This is a genomic window from Shinella sp. S4-D37 (assembly GCF_040812195.1).
In the GTDB taxonomy this organism is placed as follows: domain Bacteria; phylum Pseudomonadota; class Alphaproteobacteria; order Rhizobiales; family Rhizobiaceae; genus Shinella.
The window spans coordinates 1,452,767-1,471,082 of sequence record NZ_JBFNXL010000005.1; the positions used below are offsets into that span (position 1 = coordinate 1,452,767).

Sequence of the window (18,316 nt, forward strand, 5' to 3'; positions counted from 1 at the left end):
GTGGAAGCATAATCATCCAGCATATTGGATGGTTCCCGGATCCGGAAACGGATCGGGGAGTAAATGGGAATGTGACGCGGCGGACCCAATCAGGGCGCTGCAATCACGGCCGACCCCGCGACTGTAGAGTGGCGAGGGACGCTCATCCGGATGGGAGGATCTGCGCGGAACGGGGCAATGGTGCCGTCGGCCGCGCCGTGGGGACCAGCCGGAAAAGCCACTGGGTGGCATTGCGATAAACCGGGGTGGGACGCCTCTTTCTCTACGAATCGTCCGCCTTTTCGTGATGCCGCAGCCTGGGAAGGCGAGGGTGACCCGCAGGCGTTTTGAACGCCGGACGCTGCGAGCCAGGAGACCTGCCAGCCAATGTAAGGGCATTTCGTCCGACCTGGGGAGGTTTCCCCGCTGCCTGCACGGAGGTTGTCATGGCTGTTTCGACTACGTCTTCTGTTACCCTATCGGCAAACGATCGTCTCGTCGCCGGTGTTTTCGCTCTCGTGCTCGGCGCCTTCCTGGTGTTCGGCGCGGGCCTTGCGAATTCCGCCGTGTTGCACGATACGGCGCACGATACGCGTCACTCCTACGGCTTTCCCTGCCACTAAGGATTTTTGACATGATCGTTCGTTATCTCCTGGCCGCCCTGGTGGCCGGGCTGTTCTCCGGCGTGCTCATGACGGCCGCCCAGGAGGCCCGAGTCGTGCCGCTCATCCTGCATGCCGAGGAATTCGAGGGCGGCGACGAAGCCGCGCCCGCAACCGAAGGCACGACACCCGGCACCGAAGGCGCTGCCCAGACGCAGGATCATTCCTCGCTCGGCGCCGTCATCCTCGACATGGCCTCGGCGCTCTCGCCGGTCTCCGTCGCCTATGCCCATGACGGCGAGGACCACGAGGAGGGCGGCATCATGTTCGGCATGAGCCGGTTCTCCGGAACGCTCCTTGCCAACCTCGTCACGGGCGCCGGCTTCGGCCTGTTGCTCGCCGGCTTCAGCCTCGTTTCCGGCCATCCGATCACGGTGGCGAACGGGGCGCTCTGGGGGGCTGCCGGCTGGCTTGCCGTGCACATGCTGCCGGCCATCGGCCTGCCGCCGGAGCTTCCGGGCTTTCCCGCCGCCGATCTCGGCGACCGCCAGGTCTGGTGGATCGCGACCGTCATCCTGTCGGCGGCCGGCCTCTACCTGCTGTTCCTCAAGCCGAATATCGTCGCCAAGATCGTCGGTATCGTGCTGATCGCGGCGCCGCAGGTTTATGGCGCACCGCAGCCGGGCGACATTTCCAGCAGCGTTCCGGCCGTGCTCGGCGCGGAATTCGCCGTTGCCGCCCTTGCCACGACCCTGTTCTTCTGGATCGTGCTCGGCCTCTCGCTCGGCTTTGCCAACGAGAAGATCGCCAAGGCCGCCTGATATGACGCTGACATCGCCCGGAGCCGTCCTGGTTCTGGGCGGTGCGCGTTCCGGAAAATCCGCTTTTGCCGAGAGGCTGGTCGCCAAGACCGGCCTCTCGCGTCACTATATCGCCACCGGCCGCGCCTTCGACGACGAGATGCGCGCCCGCATTGCAAAGCACCGCGAGGATCGCGGCGAGGGCTGGCAGACGCATGAGGAGCCGCTGGCGCTCGCCGCGCGCATACGCGCCGTGGCGCGGGCCGACCGGGCCGTGCTCGTCGATTGCCTGACGCTGTGGATGACGAACCTGATGCTGGAAGAGCGGGATATCGCCGCCGAATCCTCCAGCCTCCTGGACGCCATCCGGCAGGCGCCCGGCCGCATCGTCCTCGTCTCCAACGAGGTCGGCCTCGGCATCGTGCCGGAAAACCGCATGGCGCGCGAATTCCGCGACCATGCCGGGCGGCTGCACCAGAAGGTCGCCGCCCTCGTGCCTGAAGTCTATTTCATCGCGGCCGGATTGCCGCTGAAAATGAAGGGTTGAGCCATGCTGCAACAGAAGATCCCCGCCACCGTCATCACCGGCTTCCTCGGCGCGGGCAAGACGACGCTGATCCGCAACCTCCTGCAGAATGCCGGAGGAAAACGCATCGCGCTCATCATCAACGAGTTCGGCGATCTCGGCGTCGACGGCGACGTCCTGAAGGGTTGCGGCGCGGAAGCCTGCACCGAGGACGACATCATCGAGCTTACCAACGGCTGCATCTGCTGCACCGTCGCCGATGATTTCATCCCCACCATGACGAAGCTCCTAGAGCGGGAGAACCGTCCCGACCACATCGTCATCGAGACCTCGGGCCTTGCCCTGCCGCAGCCGCTCGTCGCCGCCTTCAACTGGCCGGAGATCAAGACGCAGGTGACGGTGGACGGCGTCGTGACCGTCGTCGACAGTGCCGCCGTCGCCGCCGGCCGCTTTGCCGACGACCACGACAAGGTGGATGCGCTGCGTGTTACGGACGAGAACCTCGACCATGAAAGCCCGCTGGAGGAGCTGTTCGAGGACCAGCTCACCGCCGCCGACCTCATCGTGCTCAACAAGACCGACCTGATCGACGCCGAGGGCCTCAAGGCCGTGCGCGACGAGGTCGCCTCCCGCACCGCCCGCAAGCCCACGATGATCGAGGCGAGGAACGGCGAGGTCGCCGCCGCCGTGCTGCTCGGCCTCGGCGTCGGCACGGAGGACGACATCGCCAACCGCAAGTCGCACCACGAGATGGAGCACGAGAACGGTGAGGAGCACGACCATGACGAGTTCGACAGCTTCGTCGTGGACCTGCCGGCCATCGCCGAGCCGGCCGCCTTCATCGAACGCCTCAAGGGCGTGATCGCCACCCATGACGTGCTGCGCGTCAAGGGTTTCGCCGACGTGCCCGGCAAGCCGCTGCGCCTGCTCGTCCAGGCCGTCGGCAGCCGCATCGACCACTATTTCGAGCGCGCCTGGGCCCCCGGCGAGACCCGCGGCACCCGCCTCGTCGTCATCGGCCTGCACGACATGGACGAAGCCGCGGTGCGCGCGGCCATCGCCGCGGCGGTGTGAGTTTCGGCATGAGCATGCGGCGGTTCCCTTCTTCGATGTTTTCGGCCCGGCAAGCCCGTTCGCGGCGTGCCGGGAGGGGAGGCGCCGCATGCATCTTCTCCTAGCGCAGAAGGGCACCATCGCCGACGGCAGGGAGGCGATCGACCTTGGGCAGACGCCCGGCGACATCCTCTTCCTCTCCGCCGCCGACACGGAGCTTGCCGCCATCGCCGCCGCCCATCGCGCGCGCGACACGCAAACGCGGCTGCGGCTCGCCAGCCTCGCCACGCTGTCCCATCCGATGTCGGTCGATACCTATGTCGAGCGCACCGCCCGGCACGCGAAGCTCATCGTCATCCGCGCCCTCGGCGGCGCCAGCTATTTCCGCTACGTGCTGGAAGCGCTGCTGGCGACGGCGGTGGCGAACGGCATTCGGCTCGTGGCGCTGCCCGGCGACGACCGGCCGGACGAGGGCCTCGTCCCCTTCAACCGCATAGACGACACCGACCGCCAGACCCTCTGGGCCTATCTCAACGAGGGCGGCGCCGACAATGCGGACCGCTTCCTCGCCTATGCCGATGCCCTGGTCTTCGGCGGCGACAGGCCGGAACCGGCCACACTGCTGGAAAAGGCCGGCATCTGGTGGCCGGGGCGGGGTGTTGTGGACATCGAGACGTGGCGGGCGCTGGCGGGTGCCGTACCTCCCTCGGAGGAGCACGCCCCCACCGCCGCCATCTGCTTCTACCGCGCCTATGTCCAGAGCGGCGAGACACGCCCCGTGGAAATGCTGATCGAGGCATTGGCGGCCGAGGGCGTCCGCGCCCTGCCGCTCTTCGTCTCCAGCCTCAAGGAGCCCGTCTCCATCGAGACGGTGCGCGCTGCCTTCGAGAACGCCCGGCCCGAGGTCGTGCTGAACGCCACCAGCTTTGCCGTATCCGCCCCCGGCGCCGGCCGCAAGCCGACCGTGCTCGACGAAACGGGCGCGCCGGTCCTGCAGATCGTCTTTTCCGGTTCTTCGCGCGAAGCCTGGGAAGCCTCCGGCCAGGGGCTGACGGCGCGCGACCTCGGCATGAACGTCTCGCTGCCGGAGGTCGATGGCCGCGTGCTCGCCCGGGCCGTCTCCTTCAAGGCGGCCGCGCGTTATGACGAGCGCGTCGAGACGAACATCGTCAGCCTCGATCCGGTCGAGGACCGCATCCGCTTTTCCGCCCGGCTGGCCGCCGGCTGGGCGCGGCTGCGGCGGGCGGCGCCGGCGGAGCGCCGCATCGCGCTCGTCATGGCGAACTATCCGAACCGCGACGGGCGCCTCGGCAACGGCGTCGGCCTCGACACGCCGGCCGGCACGATGGAGGTGCTGCGCGCCATGGCGGCGGAGGGCTATGCGGTGGCGGACCTGCCGGCCGACGGCGACGCGCTGATCGCCCACCTGATGGCCGGCCCGACCAATGCGGCGAGCGACGGGCGCGAAATCCGCGAGACATTTTCCCTCAATCATTACAAGGCGTTCTTCGCCTCCCTTCCGATGCAGATTCAGGCGGAGATGACGGCTCGCTGGGGTGCGCCGGAAGACGATCCCTTCGTCATCGGCGACGTCTTCGCCCTGCCGCTCGCCCGTTTCGGCGAGACGCTGGTCGGCATCCAGCCGGCGCGCGGCTACAATATCGATCCGAAGGACACCTACCATTCGCCGGATCTCGTGCCGCCGCACGGCTATCTCGCCTTCTATGCCTTCCTGCGCCGGCATTTCGGCGCGCATGCCATCGTGCATATGGGCAAGCACGGCAATCTGGAATGGCTGCCGGGCAAGGCGCTGGCCCTGTCGGAGGCGTGCTATCCGGAAGCCGTGCTCGGCCCGGTGCCGCATCTCTATCCCTTCATCGTCAACGATCCGGGCGAGGGCACGCAGGCCAAGCGCCGCTCCGCCGCCGTCATCGTCGATCACCTGACGCCGCCCCTGACCCGCGCGGAGACCTACGGCCCGCTGAAGGACCTCGAGGCGCTGGTCGACGAATATTACGACGCCTCCGGCGGCGATCCGCGGCGCATCAAGCTTCTGACGAAGCAGATCCTCGACCTCGTGCGCGACATCGGCCTCGACCGCGACGCCGGCATCGCCCGGACGGACGGCGAGGCGGCGGCGTTGCAGAAGCTCGACGCCTATCTCTGCGACCTGAAGGAAATGCAGATCCGCGACGGCCTGCACGTCTTCGGCGTGTCGCCCGAGGGACGGCTCCTGACCGACCTGACGCTGGCGCTCGCCCGCGTGCCGCGCGGCCTCGGCGAGGGCGGCGAAGCAAGCCTGCAGCGGGCGATCGCGGCGGATGCGTTCCGGGGCGCGATTTCCTTCGACCCGCTCGACTGCATCCCCTCCGATCCCTGGACCGGCCCGCGCCCGCAAATCCTCGCCACGCAAACCGATGCCCCCTGGCGCAGCAACGGCGACACGGTCGAGTGCATCGAACTGCTTGCCGCAAGGCTCGTGGACGGGACGCTTGCCTGCCCGGAAAACTGGCACGCCACCCGCGCCGTGCTCGACGTGATCGACGCGACTATCCGCCCCGCGCTCTCCGCCTGCGGCCCGGCGGAGATTGCGGCGCTGCTGCGCGGTCTCGACGGGCGCTTCATCGAGCCGGGCCCTTCCGGCGCGCCGACGCGCGGGCGGCCGGACGTGCTGCCGACGGGGCGCAACTTCTATTCCGTCGACAGCCGCGCGGTGCCGACGCCGGCGGCCTGGGAACTCGGCCGCAAATCCGCCGAACTCACCGTCGCCCGCTATGCGCAGGACCACGGCGAATGGCCGACCGCCTTCGGCATCACCGCCTGGGGCACCTCCAACATGCGCACCGGCGGCGACGACATCGCGCAGGCCATGGCGCTGATCGGCGTCAAGCCGACCTGGGACATGGCCTCGCGCCGCGTCACGGGCTTCGAGATCATCCCGCCGGCCATGCTGCGCCATCCGCGCGTCGATGTGACGCTGCGCATTTCCGGCTTCTTCCGCGATGCCTTCCCGGAGCAGATCGCGCTGTTCGACCGGGCCGTGCGCGCCATCGGCGCGCTGGACGAGGACGATGCCGACAACCCGATCGCCGCCCGCATGCGGGCCGAGGCGGCGGCGCTGGCGGAAAAAGGCGCCTCCGAGGACGAGGCGCTGAAGCAGGCCGGCTTCCGCATTTTCGGCGCGAAGTCGGGCGGCTACGGCGCCGGCCTCCAGACGATGATGGACGAGGGGCTGTGGACGGAACGCGGCGACCTTGCCGAGGCGTGGCTTACCTGGGGTGCGCATGCCTATGACGGGACGAGCGACGGCGTGCCGATGCGCGAGCGGCTGGAGGCGCGCATGAGGAGCCTCCAGGCCGTGGTGCAGAACCAGGACAGCCGCGAGCACGACCTGCTCGACAGCGACGAATACTACCAGTTCGAAGGCGGCATGGCCGCGGCGGCGGAGCACCTTTCCGGCAAGCAGCCGGTCGTCTACCACAACGACCTGTCGCGACCCGAAAAACCGGTGGTGCGCACGCTGGAGGACGAGATCGGCCGCGTCGTGCGCGCCCGCGTCGTCAATCCCAAATGGATCGACGGCGTCATGCGCCACGGCTACAAGGGCGCCTTCGAGATCGCCGCGACGGTCGATTTCATGTTCGCCTTCGCCGCCACGACCGGCGCGGTGAAGGACCACCATTTCGAGGCCGCCTACCAGGCCTATGTGCTGGACGAGCGGGTGCGCGATTTCCTGATGGAGAAGAATCCGGCGGCGCTTGCCGAAATGGCGGCGCGGTTCGCCGAGGCGATCGACCGGAAGCTCTGGACGCCGCGCTCGAACTCCGCGCGCTTCGAACTGGACGGCCTCACCCGGCGCAAGGCGTCGTAACGGGATATTGGAAGGAAGAACGATGAGCGATAACCACGACGAAACCGCCGGCATGACCGAAGCCGAACTCGCCCGCCACGCGGAGAAGATGGCCAAGAAGAAGCAGGCGCGCGAAAAGATCATGGCGACGAAGACCGACGAGAAGGGCCTCGTCATCGTCCATACCGGCAAGGGCAAGGGCAAGTCGACCGCCGGTTTCGGCATGATCTTCCGCCATATCGCGCACGGGAAGCCCTGCGCCGTCGTGCAGTTCATCAAGGGCGCCATGGTGACGGGCGAGCGCGACCTGATCGAGGCGCATTTCTCCGATCTCTGCCAGTTCTTCACGCTGGGCGAGGGCTTTACCTGGGAAACGCAGGACCGCGCCCGCGACGTTGCGATGGCGCAGAAGGCCTGGGAGAAGGCGAAGGAACTCATCCGCGACGAGCGCAATTCCATGGTGTTGCTCGACGAGATCAACATCGCGCTGCGCTATGACTATATCGACGTCAATGAGGTGATCGCGTTCCTGACGAATGAAAAGCCCTACATGACCCATGTCGTGCTGACGGGCCGCAACGCCAAGGAAGAGCTGATCGAGATCGCCGACCTCGCGACCGAGATGGAACTGCTGAAGCACCCGTTCCGCTCGGGCATCAAGGCGCAGCAGGGCGTGGAATATTGACCGCGAGGGGCGCCCCGCCTCTCACCACCCCAGCCACACCCGCAGCGGATGGCCCGGGTCGGCCATCAGGCGGATGGCGAGGGCGATGGAGGTGACCACCAGCAGCGGCTTGATGATCTTCGCGCCGATCCTCATCGCGACGCGTGAGCCGACCTGCGCGCCGAGGAACTGTCCGGCGCCCATGACGAGGCCGACCTTCCACAAGACGACGCCATAGGCGAGGAAGACGGCGAAGGCGCCGAGATTCGAGCCGAAGTTCAGGAGCTTGGTATGCGCCGTCGCCTTCAGCACGCCGAAGCCCGCCAGCGTCACGAAGGCCAGCATGAAGAACGAGCCGGTGCCCGGTCCGAACACGCCGTCGTAGAAGCCGATCGCCGGCACGATGGTGGCGGTGAACAGGAAGACGCCCATGCGGCGGTGCTTGTCGATATCGCCGATATTCGGCTTCAACCCGAAATAAAGCGCGATGGCGACGAGCAGGAACGGCAGGATCGCCTTCAGCACGTCGCCCGGCACGATGGTCGCGAGCAGGGCGCCGAAGGCCCCGCCGAGCGCGGAGAGTGCCGCCATCGGCAATTGCTCGGCAAGGCGCACATGGCCGGCGCGGGCATAGGCGAGCGTCGCCGAGCCGGAGCCGAAAAGGGATTGCAGCTTGTTCGTGCCGAGCGTTTCGAGCGGCGGAATGCCGGCGATCAGCATGGCGGGGATGGTGATCATGCCGCCGCCGCCGGCGATGGAATCGATGAAGCCGGCCAGGAAGGCGGCGAGGAACAGGAAGACGAGGATTTGGAAGGCTATGTCGGCCACGACGGGTCTCGGGGGATGCGAGGAGAGGATTTCCACCCCTTCTGTCAGACTGCGCGGCAAAAGCAAGGCCCATGCCCGGTGCAGGGATGGGCCGCCGCGACGGCATGCCGCATCCGGTGCGGGCGATGCCGCAATCCGGTTTGACCGGCCTTGCGCCCTCCGGTACTAAGAAGCTTCACGCAATTGCGCCTGCGGAACTGCGTGAAACCAAACAGATGGAGCGTTTTCGCTTTTCCAGGAAAGGCGGGAACGGTCTCGCGACGGTGCCCGCGCAGCGGGCCGAGCGGTGTCCGGTGCGGCTGACCCAGAGGGGCTTCATCCGGAACTGTCGGTGGACGGCAAGGCCGGGCGCTTTCGCGTGGAATTTTGCGAGAGACCGCCATGCGCGCTGAAGCCCCACATCCCGACACCGGACGACGCCTGCTCGTCCTCGGCCTTGGCTGCGAGCGCGGCACGCCGCCCGCCGAACTCCTCGACCTTGCCCTTTCCGTCGTCCCGGATCGCGAAGGCATCGCCGCCGTCGCGACGCTGGATGCGCGCGCGCGAGAGCCGGCCATGCATGCCGTCGCCCGGCATTTCGGCGCGCCGCTGGTGACCTTTGCGGCCGCCCGTCTCGAAGCCGAGACGCCTCGCCTTGCCAATCCCTCGGAGCGCGTCTTCGCCCTTACCGGCTGCCACGGCGTCGCCGAGGCGGCGGCGCTGGCGCAGGCGGGCGAGGGCGGCAGGCTCGTCGTCGAGAAGACGAAGTCACCCCACGCCACGGTCGCGATCGCCGAATCGTTCCAGTCGTTTGCGACGCTTTCCTGTGAGGTCGAGTCCGCGCCCTCGCATTCTGATTCAAGCCGGGAACCTGCCTGATGCAAACCCTGTTCACCGCCCTCCCATCCCTTCAGAAGGGCAGCGTCTGGCTCGTCGGTGCCGGCCCGGGCGATCCCGGTCTCCTGACGCTGCATGCCGCCAATGCGCTCCAGCAGGCGGATGTCATCGTGCATGATGCGCTGGTCAATGCGGAGTGCCTGTCGCTCGCCCGGCCGGGCGCGGTGCTGGAATTCGCCGGCAAGCGCGGCGGCAAGCCTTCGCACAAGCAGCGCGACATCTCGCTGCGGCTCGTGGAACTGGCGCGCGCCGGCAACCGCGTGCTGCGGCTGAAGGGGGGCGATCCCTTCGTCTTCGGCCGCGGCGGCGAGGAGGCGCTGACCCTTATCGAGCACGCCATCCCCTTCCGCATCGTGCCGGGCATCACGGCCGGCATCGGCGGCCTTGCCTATGCCGGCATCCCGGTGACGCATCGCGAGGTCAACCACGCCGTCACCTTCCTCACCGGCCACGATTCCTCCGGCCTCGTGCCCGATCGGATCAACTGGGAAGGCATCGCCAAGGGCTCGCCCGTCATCGTCATGTACATGGCGATGAAGCATATCGGCCAGATCGCCGCCAACCTCATCGCCGCCGGCCGGGCGCCGGACGAGCCCGTCGCCTTCGTCTGCAATGCCGCCACCGCCGAGCAGCAGGTGCTGGAAACGACGCTCGCCCGCGCGGAGGCGGACGTCACGGCCGCCGGCCTCGAACCGCCGGCCGTCGTCGTCGTCGGCGAGGTCGTGCGCCTGCGCGCCTCGCTCGACTGGCTCGGCGCGCTGACGCAGGGTCGCGCGCTGGTGCCCGATCCGTTCGGCGCGCGCGAATTGAAGGACCCGGCATGAGCGGACTGCTCATCGCCGCGCCCGCTTCCGGTTCCGGCAAGACGACGGTGACGCTGGGGCTGGCGCGCGCGCTTGCCGATGCCGGTCTCGGCCTCGTTTCCGGCAAGGCGGGACCGGACTACATCGATCCGGCCTTCCATGCTGCCGCCAGCCGCCGGGCCTGCCTTAACTACGATCCCTGGGCGATGCGCCCGGACCTCATCCGCGCCAATGCCGCCGAGCAGGCCGGGCCCGAGGGTTTCCTGCTGGTCGAGGCGATGATGGGCCTTTTCGATGCCGCCGCCGACGGCACCGGCGCGCCGGCCGACCTTGCCGCGACGCTCGGCCTGCCCGTCGTGCTCGTCGTCGATTGCAGCCGCATGTCCCAGTCCGTCGCCGCGCTGGTGAAGGGCTACCGGGACCATCGCAGCGATATCCGCGTCGCCGGCGTCATCCTCAACAAGATCGGCAGCCCCCGGCACGAGGCCATGCTGCGCGGCGCGCTGGAGGCGAGCGGCATCGAGATTTTCGGCATGCTGAGGAGCGATCCGCTGCTCGCCATGCCGGAACGGCATCTCGGCCTCGTGCAGGCCGGCGAGCACGGCACGCTGGAAAGCTTCATCGTCCGTGCGGCGGCCGTGGTGACGCGGTGCTGCGATCTCGACCGCCTGGTCGCCATCGCGGAGCGGGGACGGGCGCAGCCGCGGGGCGCCGTGCCGTGCCTGCCGCCGCTCGGCCAGCGCATCGCGGTCGCCCGCGACGTCGCCTTCGCCTTCAGCTACGAGCACATCCTGATGGGCTGGCGCATGGCGGGGGCGAGCCTTTCCTTCTTCTCGCCGCTGGCCGACGAGGCGCCCGCGGCCGACGCGGATGCCGTCTATCTGCCCGGCGGATATCCGGAACTGCATGGGGCCGCTCTTGCCAATGCCCATGCCTTCCGTCTAGGCATGCAGGATGCGGCGCGCCGGGGGGCGCGCATCTATGGCGAATGCGGGGGGTACATGGCATTGGGGGAAGCGCTGGTCGCGGCGGATGGTTCGCGCTACGCAATGCTCGGCCTCTTGCCGCTCGTCACCAGCTTTGCCGAGCGCCGCCGCCATCTCGGCTACCGCTGCGTGACGCCGCTTGCCGGCTCGGGTTTCTCGGCGCCGATGACCGCCCACGAGTTCCACTATTCCACCGTCGTGAGCGAGGGCGCCGCGGATCGTCTCTTCGCTGTCACGGACGCGATCGGCGAGGACCTCGGCGAGGCGGGCCTGCGCCGCGGAGCCGTCAGCGGCTCCTACATGCACCTTATCGACCTTGCGCCGGAGGCGGCATGACCGCGCCGGCCATCGTCCATGGCGGCGGCATCGCCGCGGCCGCCCGGCGCTTCGGCGGCCGGCCGGAGGATTGGCTGGACCTTTCCACCGGCATCAATCCCATTCCCGCGGCGCTGCCCGACGTGGACGCCGGCGCCTGGCACCGCCTGCCGGACCGGCACCGCCAGGACGCCGCGCGCGCCGCCGCCGCCCGCTATTACGGCACGTCGGGCGCCTTGCCCTTTCCCGTTCCCGGAACGCAGTCCGTCATCCAGCTCCTGCCGCGTCTCGTCGCTCCCGGCCGCCGCGCCGCCGTCGTCTCGCCGACCTATGGCGAATATGCCCGCGTGCTGGAAAATGCCGGCGTGGCGGTGGATCGCATAGCCGGGCTTAATGCCGTAGACGAGGCCCATGGCCTGGTCGTCGTCGTCAATCCGAACAATCCGGACGGACGGCTGTTCTCGCGCGAAGCGCTGCTCGATCTTCACCGGCGGGTTGCCGGCGGCGGCGGCCTTCTCGTCGTCGACGAGGCCTTCGGCGACATGCGCCCCGACGCCGCCGTCGCGCCGCTCGCCGGCGACGGCATGCCGGGGCTCGTCGTCTTCCGTTCCTTCGGCAAGTTCTTCGGCCTCGCGGGCCTGCGCCTCGGCTTCGTCATCGGTGAGACATCGCTCATCGACCGTATCGAGGACGGGCTCGGCCCCTGGGCCGTGTCGGGCCCGGCGCTCACCATCGCCACGGGCCTGATGTCCTCCGACACCGCCGCCATCCGCCGGTCGATCGAGGCGCGCAAGGCGGCGCTCGACGCGGTGCTTGCCGGGGCGGGCCTTGCCGTTATCGGCGGCACCGGCCTGTTCTCGCTGGTCGACCATGCGGATGCGGCCGGCCTCCACGAAGGTCTCTGCCGCCACCACATCCTCGTCCGGCCTTTCGACTACGAGGCGCGCTGGCTGCGCTTCGGGCTTGCGCCGGATGCCGCCTCCGACGCCCGGCTGGCGGAGGCGCTGGCCGCGGTGATGGCCGGGCGATGAGCGGGTCGCTTCTCCTCCTCTTCCTGGCCTTGCTGCTCGACCGCTTCGTCGGCGATCCGGACGGGCTGTGGCGGCGCGTGCCGCATCCGGTCGTGTTGTTCGGCCGGGCGATCGGGCTGACGGACAGGCTCTTCAACGGCAAGCGCCTCTCGGCCGAAACGAAGCGCTTCAACGGCGCCGCCGGCATCGCCGTGCTGCTCGCCGCCAGTGCACTGTCCGGCCTCGTCCTGCACCGGCTCCTCGCACCTCTCGGGATCGTCGGCGACCTTGTCGAGATCGTCGTCGTCGCGGTCCTCCTCGCGCAGAAAAGCCTTTACGACCATGTGCGCGCCGTCTCCGTGGGGCTGCGGCGCGGCGGCCTTGCGGGCGGGCGGCAGGCCGTGTCGATGATCGTCGGGCGCGATCCGGCGACGCTCGACGAGCCGGCCATCTGCCGCGCCGGCATCGAGAGTCTTGCCGAGAATTTCTCCGATGGCGTGGTGGCGCCCGCGCTCTGGTACGCGCTCCTCGGCCTGCCGGGCCTGTTCGCCTACAAGATGCTGAACACGGCCGATTCGATGATCGGCCACAAGAATACGAAATATCTCGATTTCGGCCGCGCTTCCGCCCGGCTGGACGACCTTGCCAACTGGCCCGCCGCGCGGCTTTCCATCGTCTTCCTCGCCGCCGGCGCATGGGCGGTGAAGGGCAGGGCGGCAGCGCGCCTTGCGATCGGCACGGCGCTGCGCGATGCGGGCCTTCACCGCTCGCCCAATTCCGGCTGGCCGGAAGCGGCGATGGCCGGCGCGCTCGGCATCGGCCTTGCCGGCCCGCGCATCTACGGCGGCACGCGCGTCGACGAGCCGATGATGAACGCCAGCGGGCGCATCGTCGCGGCGGTCGCGGATATCGATCTGTCCTTGCGGATATTCTCCGCTGCCTGCGCTGCACTTGCCGCCGCTGTATTGTCGGCAGCGCTTCTTTTGGCTTTGCTGTGAGCGGGCGGCGCGGCATTCGGTAAGATTTTATGCCTTAACTTCGTTTTCCTTTGCCGGTCCCGCCAATATTGCGCAAGGCTGAAACGTCTATATCCTGTCTCGCCGTGAGACATGGCGTCAAAGCCATCCGCAATCGAATAGAGGGGAAGTCATGCGCATCCTGTTTGCGACCGCAGTCGCATTCCTTCTTGTATTGTTCCAGACCCAGACCGCCCTGTCCGCCAATCTCGTCGCCCGGATCAGCCTTTCTTCGCAGACCATGGTCGTTACTCAGAACGGCGCGGTGAAGTATCGCTGGCGCGTGTCGACCGGCCGCAAGGGCTACGGCACGCCGACGGGCGCATGGTCGGCGAAATGGGCCTCGCGCAACCACCGCTCTCGCAAGTATAACAATGCGCCGATGCCCTATGCGATCTTCTTCAAGGGCGGATATGCGGTGCACGCGACCTACGAGACGAAGCGCCTCGGCCGTCCGGCCTCGCACGGCTGCGTGCGCCTCCATCCCGACAATGCGGCGACCTTCTTCCAGATGGCCAACCGCAGCGGGCTGTCCAACACGCGCATCGTCATCACGCGCTGAGGCTTTCGGCTCAGTCGTTGCCGGCGTAGCGCATCAGCCGGTCCATGTCGGGAACGGTGACGTTGCGGTTGTTCTCGAGCCGGATGACGTTTTCCTTGCGCAGCTTGGTGAACTGCCGGCTGACGGTCTCGATCGTCAGCCCGAGGAAATCGGCGATGTCGGCGCGCGAGAGCGGCAGGTCGAAGGTCGAGGTGTCGACGCTATCCGGGTCGATATGGGTGGCGATGAGATAGAGGAAGCTTGCCACCTTCTCCTGCGCCGACTTGCGGCCGAGCGTCAGCATCCAGTCGCGCGCCTCGTCCAGTTCCTTCAGCGCCTGCCGGTGCAGCTTGTGTTCCAGCTCCGGCGTTTTCTTGACGAGCCGGTCCAGCACATGGCGCGGGAAATTGCACACTTCGCTTTCCGTCGCCGCTTCCGCGGTGATGGCGCTCTCTTCCAGGAACGGCCGGCCGAGGAAGTCGGGGGCGAACTGCAGGCCGACGATCTGCTGGCGGCCGTCCGCCATCACCTTGGTCAGCTTCACCACGCCGCGCATGATGTTGGAATAGTTCACCACCGTCTCGCCCTGGCCGATGACTTCGGCGCCGGTTTCCAGGCGATTGCGGAACGAGTGCTTGTTGAGTTCGGAAAGCTGCTCGGAGGTCAGCGCACCGCAGACCCCGCCATGGCGCGCCTCGCAGGCACGGCACACGAGCGGAATATCGGAATTATGGATATCTTGGCGGCGAACTTCCATATCGGCTTTCCTTTCGCCCCGCAGCTTCCGCGGCGCAACAATGCCGTGCTACCGCACAGGGTGATGAACATAAAGCGTACCGCCTCGCGGCAAAATAGCGCCTCCTGACTATTGTCAAATCCTAGCGCGCTCCTTGCGGCTTTTACTTGATCGAAATCAATTGGCGGCGGCTCTTTCGGGTTTATTTGTCGCGGGAGCGGGGAGGGCGGCCGGCCATGCTGTTTGCGCAACACAGCACCGCCGACTGCGCAGGGCCCTCATCAAACCCATTGGCAATCGCGTCGTATTTCCATATAGGATCGCCCGACTATAGATTCATGAGGTATGGGCGTGACTGCTACATTCGACAAGGTTGCCGACATCATTGCTGAGACGAGCGAGATCGATCGCGAGACGATCACGCCCGACAGCCACACGATCGACGATCTCGGCATCGACAGCCTCGACTTCCTCGACATCGTTTTCGCGATCGACAAGGAATTCGGCATCAAGATCCCGCTGGAACAGTGGACGCAGGACGTCAACGAGGGCAAGGTCGCGACGGAAGAGTATTTCGTCCTGAAGAACCTCTGTGCCAAGATCGACGAACTGCGGGCCGCCAAGGCCTGAGGCAACGGCGCCGGCCGCCGTTGCGGCCGTGTTCCGGGCGATCCCGGTGCGTGTGATGCACGGCCTGCCGTTCCCGGCAGGCCTTTCGATTTCCGGAACCTGCCGGAGGTATCCCGATGCTGCTCGAATATTTCCAGATGATCGATCGCGTGGAGGCCGTCGACGGCGCACGCCGCGTGCTGAAGGCGCGCTCGGTCGTGCCGTCGAAAAGCCCCGTCTTCGAGGGCCATTTTCCCGGCATGCCGCTCGTTCCGGGCGTGCTGCTCATCGAGACGATGGCGCAGGCCTCCGGCTTCCTCGTGCTCGCCGCGACGGATTTTGCCGCCATGCCCTTCCTGATGAGCGTCGACGGCGCCAAGATGCGCAGCTTCGTCGCGCCGGATGCCGTGCTCGACATCGAGGCGGTGCTGGAGCATGACGGGTCGGGCTATGCGGTGACCAAGGCGAAGATCTCGTCTGCCGGCAAGAAGGTGTGCGACGCGCAGTTGAAGCTGCGCACCATGCCGTTTGCCGAGGTGCCGCTTGCCGATATCGTGCGGGCGCGCGCGGGCGAGGTGGGTTTGTTCGAGGCGCTCGAAGCGTCCGCGGAAGGAAAATGAGCATGGCGAACAACGATGTGGTCATCACCGGCGTCGGCATCGTCACCTGCCAGGGTGTCGGGGCGGCGACGCATGTGGAAATCCTTGGCGGCGCCGAAGCCCCCCCGCTGAAGGTCGAGACGGAGCGCTTCGCGCCCTATCCGGTGCATCCGATGCCGGAGATCGACTGGAACCAGCAGATCCCCAAGCGCGGCGACCAGCGCCAGATGGAGAACTGGCAGCGCCTCGGCGTCTTCACCGCCGGCCTTGCGCTCGACGATGCCGGCCTCAAGGACGACGCGGACGCCTGCGGCACGATGGACATGATTGTGGCGGCGGGCGGCGGCGAGCGCGACATCAATGTCGATTCGCTGATCGTCGACGAGGGCCTGAAGCGCAACGACCGTGAACGCCTGCTCAATGAGAAGCTGACGACGGAACTCCGGCCGACGCTCTTCCTCGCCCAGCTTTCGAACCTGCTGGCCGGCAATATCTCCATCGTCCACAAGGTCACCGGTTCCTCCCGCACCTTCATGGGCGAGGAGGCGGCCGGCATCTCCGCCATCGAGACCGCCTTCCACCGCATCCGCGCCGGCCAGTCGACGCATACGCTCGTCGGCAGCGCGCTGGTGGCCGAGCGGCAGGACGTCATCATGCTCTACGAGGCCATGCAGGCGCATGCGACGGGCGGCTGGACGCCGCTCTGGTCGCGTGACGAGAATGCCGGCGGCGGCATCGTCACCGGCACGGCCGCGGCCTTCCTCGTCCTGGAATCGCGGGCCCATGCCGAGGCGCGGGGCGCACGCATCTATGCGGCCATCGAGGCCATCGGCGGCGATCGCGGCGCGCGCGACGAGGGGCGGCTGGAAGCCCGCCTCGATCGTCTCGCCGAGGGCGCCGCGGCCGGCGCCGGAACCGTCGTCTTCTCCGGCGCCTCCGGCCAGCATGGCCCGACGGCGCGCGAAAAGGCCTGGCTCGACACGCGGTTCGCCGGCAGTCCGGTGCGCGGCTTCAGCGCCGTGACGGGTCAGGCGCTGGAAGCGCAATTCCCGCTCGGCCTTGCCATCGCCGCCCTGACGCTCGGCGCGGGCGTCAAGGTCGCCCCGTTCGATGCGACGGCCGAGGCCGCGATGACCGCGGCGGCGAAAAGCGCCGTGGTCACCACGGTCGGCCATGCGCGCGGCGAAGGCGTCGCAATCCTTTCCGCAGAGAAGTAGGAGCCGGCCATGTCGAAAGCCGCTTACAGGGATCATCTCGGCCGCCCGATCGTCGCCGTCACGGGCATGGGTGTCATCACCTCGCTGGGGCAGGGCCTCAAGGACAATTGGAGCGCGCTCGTCGGCGGCGTGTCCGGCATCCACGGCATCACGCGCTTTCCGGTCGACGGGCTGAACACCCGCATTTCCGGCACGGTCGATTTCATCGAGCTGCCCGTCGAGAACCCGGTCGAGCGCTCCTATGCCTATGCCCGCGAGACGACGGACGAGGCGCTGGCGCAGGCCGGCCTTTCCGGCGAGTTCGGCGGCCCGCTCTTCCTTGCCGCCCCGCCGATCGAGCCGGACTGGCGCGACCGCTTCGCGCTTGCCGACCGCGCCCCGCCGTCGCAGCGCCCCGGCGATGCCTATGACCGCCTCCTGTCGGCGCTGCGCGAAAAGGCCGAGCCCGCCCTGCACGAGGCCTGGGCCTTCGGCGCGATTTCCGAGCGCCTCGCCGACCGCTTTGGCACGCGCGGGCTGCCGGTGACGCTCTCGACGGCCTGTGCGTCCGGCGCGACGGCCATCCAGCTCGGCGTCGAGGCGATCCGCCAGGGCCGCACCGACCGCGCGCTGACCGTCGGCACCGACGGCTCGGTGACGGCCGAGGCGCTGATCCGTTTCGCGCTGCTCTCGGCGCTGTCCACGCAGAACGACCCGCCGACCAAGGCCTCCAAGCCGTTCAGCAAGGATCGCGACGGCTTCGTCATCGCCGAAGGCGCGGCGACGCTGGTGCTGGAATCGCTCGAATCCGCCATCGCCCGCGGCGCGAAGGTGCTCGGCATCCTCAAGGGGTGCGGCGAGAAGGCCGATCATTTCCACCGCACCCGCTCCTCGCCGGACGGCGGCCCGGCCATCGCGACGATCCGCGCGGCGCTGGAAGACGCCGGAATCGACGAGAGCGGCATCGGCTACATCAATGCCCACGGCACCTCGACGCCGGAAAACGACAAGATGGAATATCTCTCCATGTCGACCGTCTTCGGCGACAGGCTGGCGAACATCCCGGTCTCCTCCAACAAGTCGATGATCGGCCACACGCTGACGGCCGCCGGCGCAGTGGAGGCGGTGTTCTCCATCCAGACCATGCTGACCGGCACCCTGCCGCCGACGATCAACTACACCAATCCCGACCCGGCCATCGTGCTCGACGTCGTGCCGAACGTGAAGCGCGATGCGCGCGTTTCCGCCGTCCTTTCCAACTCCTTCGGCTTCGGCGGCCAGAACGCCAGCCTCGTGATGACGGCCGAACCCGCCTGATAGGAATTTT

Annotated in this window: 19 protein-coding genes and 1 riboswitch; of the genes, 17 read left to right on the plus strand and 2 right to left on the minus strand. The window is 67.9% G+C overall.

Annotated elements, in window-relative coordinates; translation table 11 throughout:
- The first annotated feature begins 12 nt into the window (after nucleotides 1-12).
- A riboswitch (cobalamin riboswitch) is annotated at nucleotides 13-379 on the plus strand.
- A gap of 46 nt (nucleotides 380-425) precedes the next feature.
- The 6 genes from AB3G45_RS14465 (at nucleotide 426) to cobO (ending at nucleotide 7,495) form a co-directional block, all read left to right on the plus strand.
- Nucleotides 426-602, plus strand: coding sequence for a CbtB-domain containing protein (locus tag AB3G45_RS14465; RefSeq protein ID WP_367831228.1), 177 nt, complete (start codon nucleotides 426-428; stop codon nucleotides 600-602).
- Between the two features lie 11 nt (nucleotides 603-613).
- On the plus strand, nucleotides 614-1,402 hold the full coding sequence (locus AB3G45_RS14470; protein WP_367831229.1) for a CbtA family protein: 789 nt from the start codon (nucleotides 614-616) through the stop codon (nucleotides 1,400-1,402).
- 1 nt (nucleotide 1,403) lies between these two features.
- Nucleotides 1,404-1,928, plus strand: coding sequence for a bifunctional adenosylcobinamide kinase/adenosylcobinamide-phosphate guanylyltransferase (cobU, locus tag AB3G45_RS14475; protein ID WP_367831230.1), 525 nt, complete (start codon nucleotides 1,404-1,406; stop codon nucleotides 1,926-1,928).
- Between the two features lie 3 nt (nucleotides 1,929-1,931).
- A complete protein-coding gene (gene cobW / locus AB3G45_RS14480) occupies nucleotides 1,932-2,981 on the plus strand; it encodes a cobalamin biosynthesis protein CobW (RefSeq protein WP_367831231.1) in 1,050 nt (349 codons plus the stop codon).
- 88 nt (nucleotides 2,982-3,069) lie between these two features.
- Nucleotides 3,070-6,831: a cobaltochelatase subunit CobN gene (gene cobN, locus AB3G45_RS14485; RefSeq protein WP_367831232.1), complete on the plus strand. Its 3,762-nt coding sequence runs from the start codon at nucleotides 3,070-3,072 to the stop codon at nucleotides 6,829-6,831.
- Nucleotides 6,832-6,853: 22 nt separating this feature from the next.
- Nucleotides 6,854-7,495, plus strand: coding sequence for a cob(I)yrinic acid a,c-diamide adenosyltransferase (cobO, locus tag AB3G45_RS14490; protein WP_367831233.1), 642 nt, complete (start codon nucleotides 6,854-6,856; stop codon nucleotides 7,493-7,495).
- Nucleotides 7,496-7,516: 21 nt separating this feature from the next.
- On the opposite strand, the gene AB3G45_RS14495 is transcribed toward cobO, so the two are convergent.
- On the minus strand, nucleotides 7,517-8,302 hold the full coding sequence (locus tag AB3G45_RS14495) for a TSUP family transporter (protein ID WP_367831234.1): 786 nt from the start codon (nucleotides 8,300-8,302) through the stop codon (nucleotides 7,517-7,519).
- An 86-nt stretch (nucleotides 8,303-8,388) separates the two neighbouring features.
- Here AB3G45_RS14495 and AB3G45_RS14500 point away from each other — a divergent pair, with 86 nt between their 5' ends.
- The 7 genes from AB3G45_RS14500 to AB3G45_RS14530 all read left to right on the plus strand — a co-directional run bounded on the left by AB3G45_RS14500 (nucleotide 8,389) and on the right by AB3G45_RS14530 (nucleotide 13,870).
- Nucleotides 8,389-8,694 (plus strand): hypothetical protein, encoded by a 306-nt coding sequence (locus AB3G45_RS14500; RefSeq protein WP_367831235.1) that lies wholly within the window; start codon nucleotides 8,389-8,391, stop codon nucleotides 8,692-8,694.
- A complete protein-coding gene (locus tag AB3G45_RS14505; protein WP_367831236.1) occupies nucleotides 8,684-9,160 on the plus strand; it encodes a cobalamin biosynthesis protein in 477 nt (158 codons plus the stop codon). Before AB3G45_RS14500 ends, AB3G45_RS14505 begins: the two co-directional genes overlap by 11 nt.
- Nucleotides 9,160-10,002, plus strand: a complete 843-nt coding sequence (cobA, locus tag AB3G45_RS14510) for a uroporphyrinogen-III C-methyltransferase (protein ID WP_367831237.1) — start codon at nucleotides 9,160-9,162, stop codon at nucleotides 10,000-10,002. Before AB3G45_RS14505 ends, cobA begins: the two co-directional genes overlap by 1 nt.
- On the plus strand, nucleotides 9,999-11,303 hold the full coding sequence (locus AB3G45_RS14515) for a cobyrinate a,c-diamide synthase (protein WP_367831238.1): 1,305 nt from the start codon (nucleotides 9,999-10,001) through the stop codon (nucleotides 11,301-11,303). The genes cobA and AB3G45_RS14515 overlap by 4 nt, the downstream gene beginning before the upstream one ends.
- Nucleotides 11,300-12,313: a threonine-phosphate decarboxylase CobD gene (cobD, locus tag AB3G45_RS14520; protein ID WP_367831239.1), complete on the plus strand. Its 1,014-nt coding sequence runs from the start codon at nucleotides 11,300-11,302 to the stop codon at nucleotides 12,311-12,313. Before AB3G45_RS14515 ends, cobD begins: the two co-directional genes overlap by 4 nt.
- Nucleotides 12,310-13,290 carry an adenosylcobinamide-phosphate synthase CbiB gene (gene cbiB / locus AB3G45_RS14525; protein ID WP_367831240.1) on the plus strand — a complete coding sequence of 327 codons (981 nt, stop codon included), beginning with the start codon at nucleotides 12,310-12,312 and terminating at the stop codon, nucleotides 13,288-13,290. Before cobD ends, cbiB begins: the two co-directional genes overlap by 4 nt.
- Nucleotides 13,291-13,441: 151 nt before the next feature.
- Entirely contained in the window at nucleotides 13,442-13,870 is a 429-nt protein-coding gene (locus tag AB3G45_RS14530) for a L,D-transpeptidase (protein ID WP_367831241.1), read from the plus strand.
- A gap of 10 nt (nucleotides 13,871-13,880) precedes the next feature.
- Here AB3G45_RS14530 and AB3G45_RS14535 read toward each other — a convergent pair whose 3' ends face one another.
- Nucleotides 13,881-14,606 carry a Crp/Fnr family transcriptional regulator gene (locus AB3G45_RS14535; RefSeq protein WP_367831242.1) on the minus strand — a complete coding sequence of 242 codons (726 nt, stop codon included), beginning with the start codon at nucleotides 14,604-14,606 and terminating at the stop codon, nucleotides 13,881-13,883.
- 324 nt (nucleotides 14,607-14,930) lie between these two features.
- Here AB3G45_RS14535 and AB3G45_RS14540 point away from each other — a divergent pair, with 324 nt between their 5' ends.
- The 4 genes from AB3G45_RS14540 (at nucleotide 14,931) to AB3G45_RS14555 (ending at nucleotide 18,306) form a co-directional block, all read left to right on the plus strand.
- Complete coding sequence (locus tag AB3G45_RS14540) at nucleotides 14,931-15,215, plus strand: acyl carrier protein (RefSeq protein ID WP_088016464.1); 285 nt, start codon at nucleotides 14,931-14,933, stop codon at nucleotides 15,213-15,215.
- Between the two features lie 116 nt (nucleotides 15,216-15,331).
- Complete coding sequence (locus AB3G45_RS14545) at nucleotides 15,332-15,814, plus strand: 3-hydroxyacyl-ACP dehydratase FabZ family protein (protein ID WP_367831243.1); 483 nt, start codon at nucleotides 15,332-15,334, stop codon at nucleotides 15,812-15,814.
- A complete protein-coding gene (locus tag AB3G45_RS14550) occupies nucleotides 15,811-17,010 on the plus strand; it encodes a beta-ketoacyl-ACP synthase (RefSeq protein ID WP_367831244.1) in 1,200 nt (399 codons plus the stop codon). The genes AB3G45_RS14545 and AB3G45_RS14550 overlap by 4 nt, the downstream gene beginning before the upstream one ends.
- Nucleotides 17,011-17,019: 9 nt before the next feature.
- Nucleotides 17,020-18,306 (plus strand): beta-ketoacyl-ACP synthase, encoded by a 1,287-nt coding sequence (locus AB3G45_RS14555; RefSeq protein WP_367831245.1) that lies wholly within the window; start codon nucleotides 17,020-17,022, stop codon nucleotides 18,304-18,306.
- The last annotated feature ends 10 nt before the right edge of the window (nucleotides 18,307-18,316 follow it).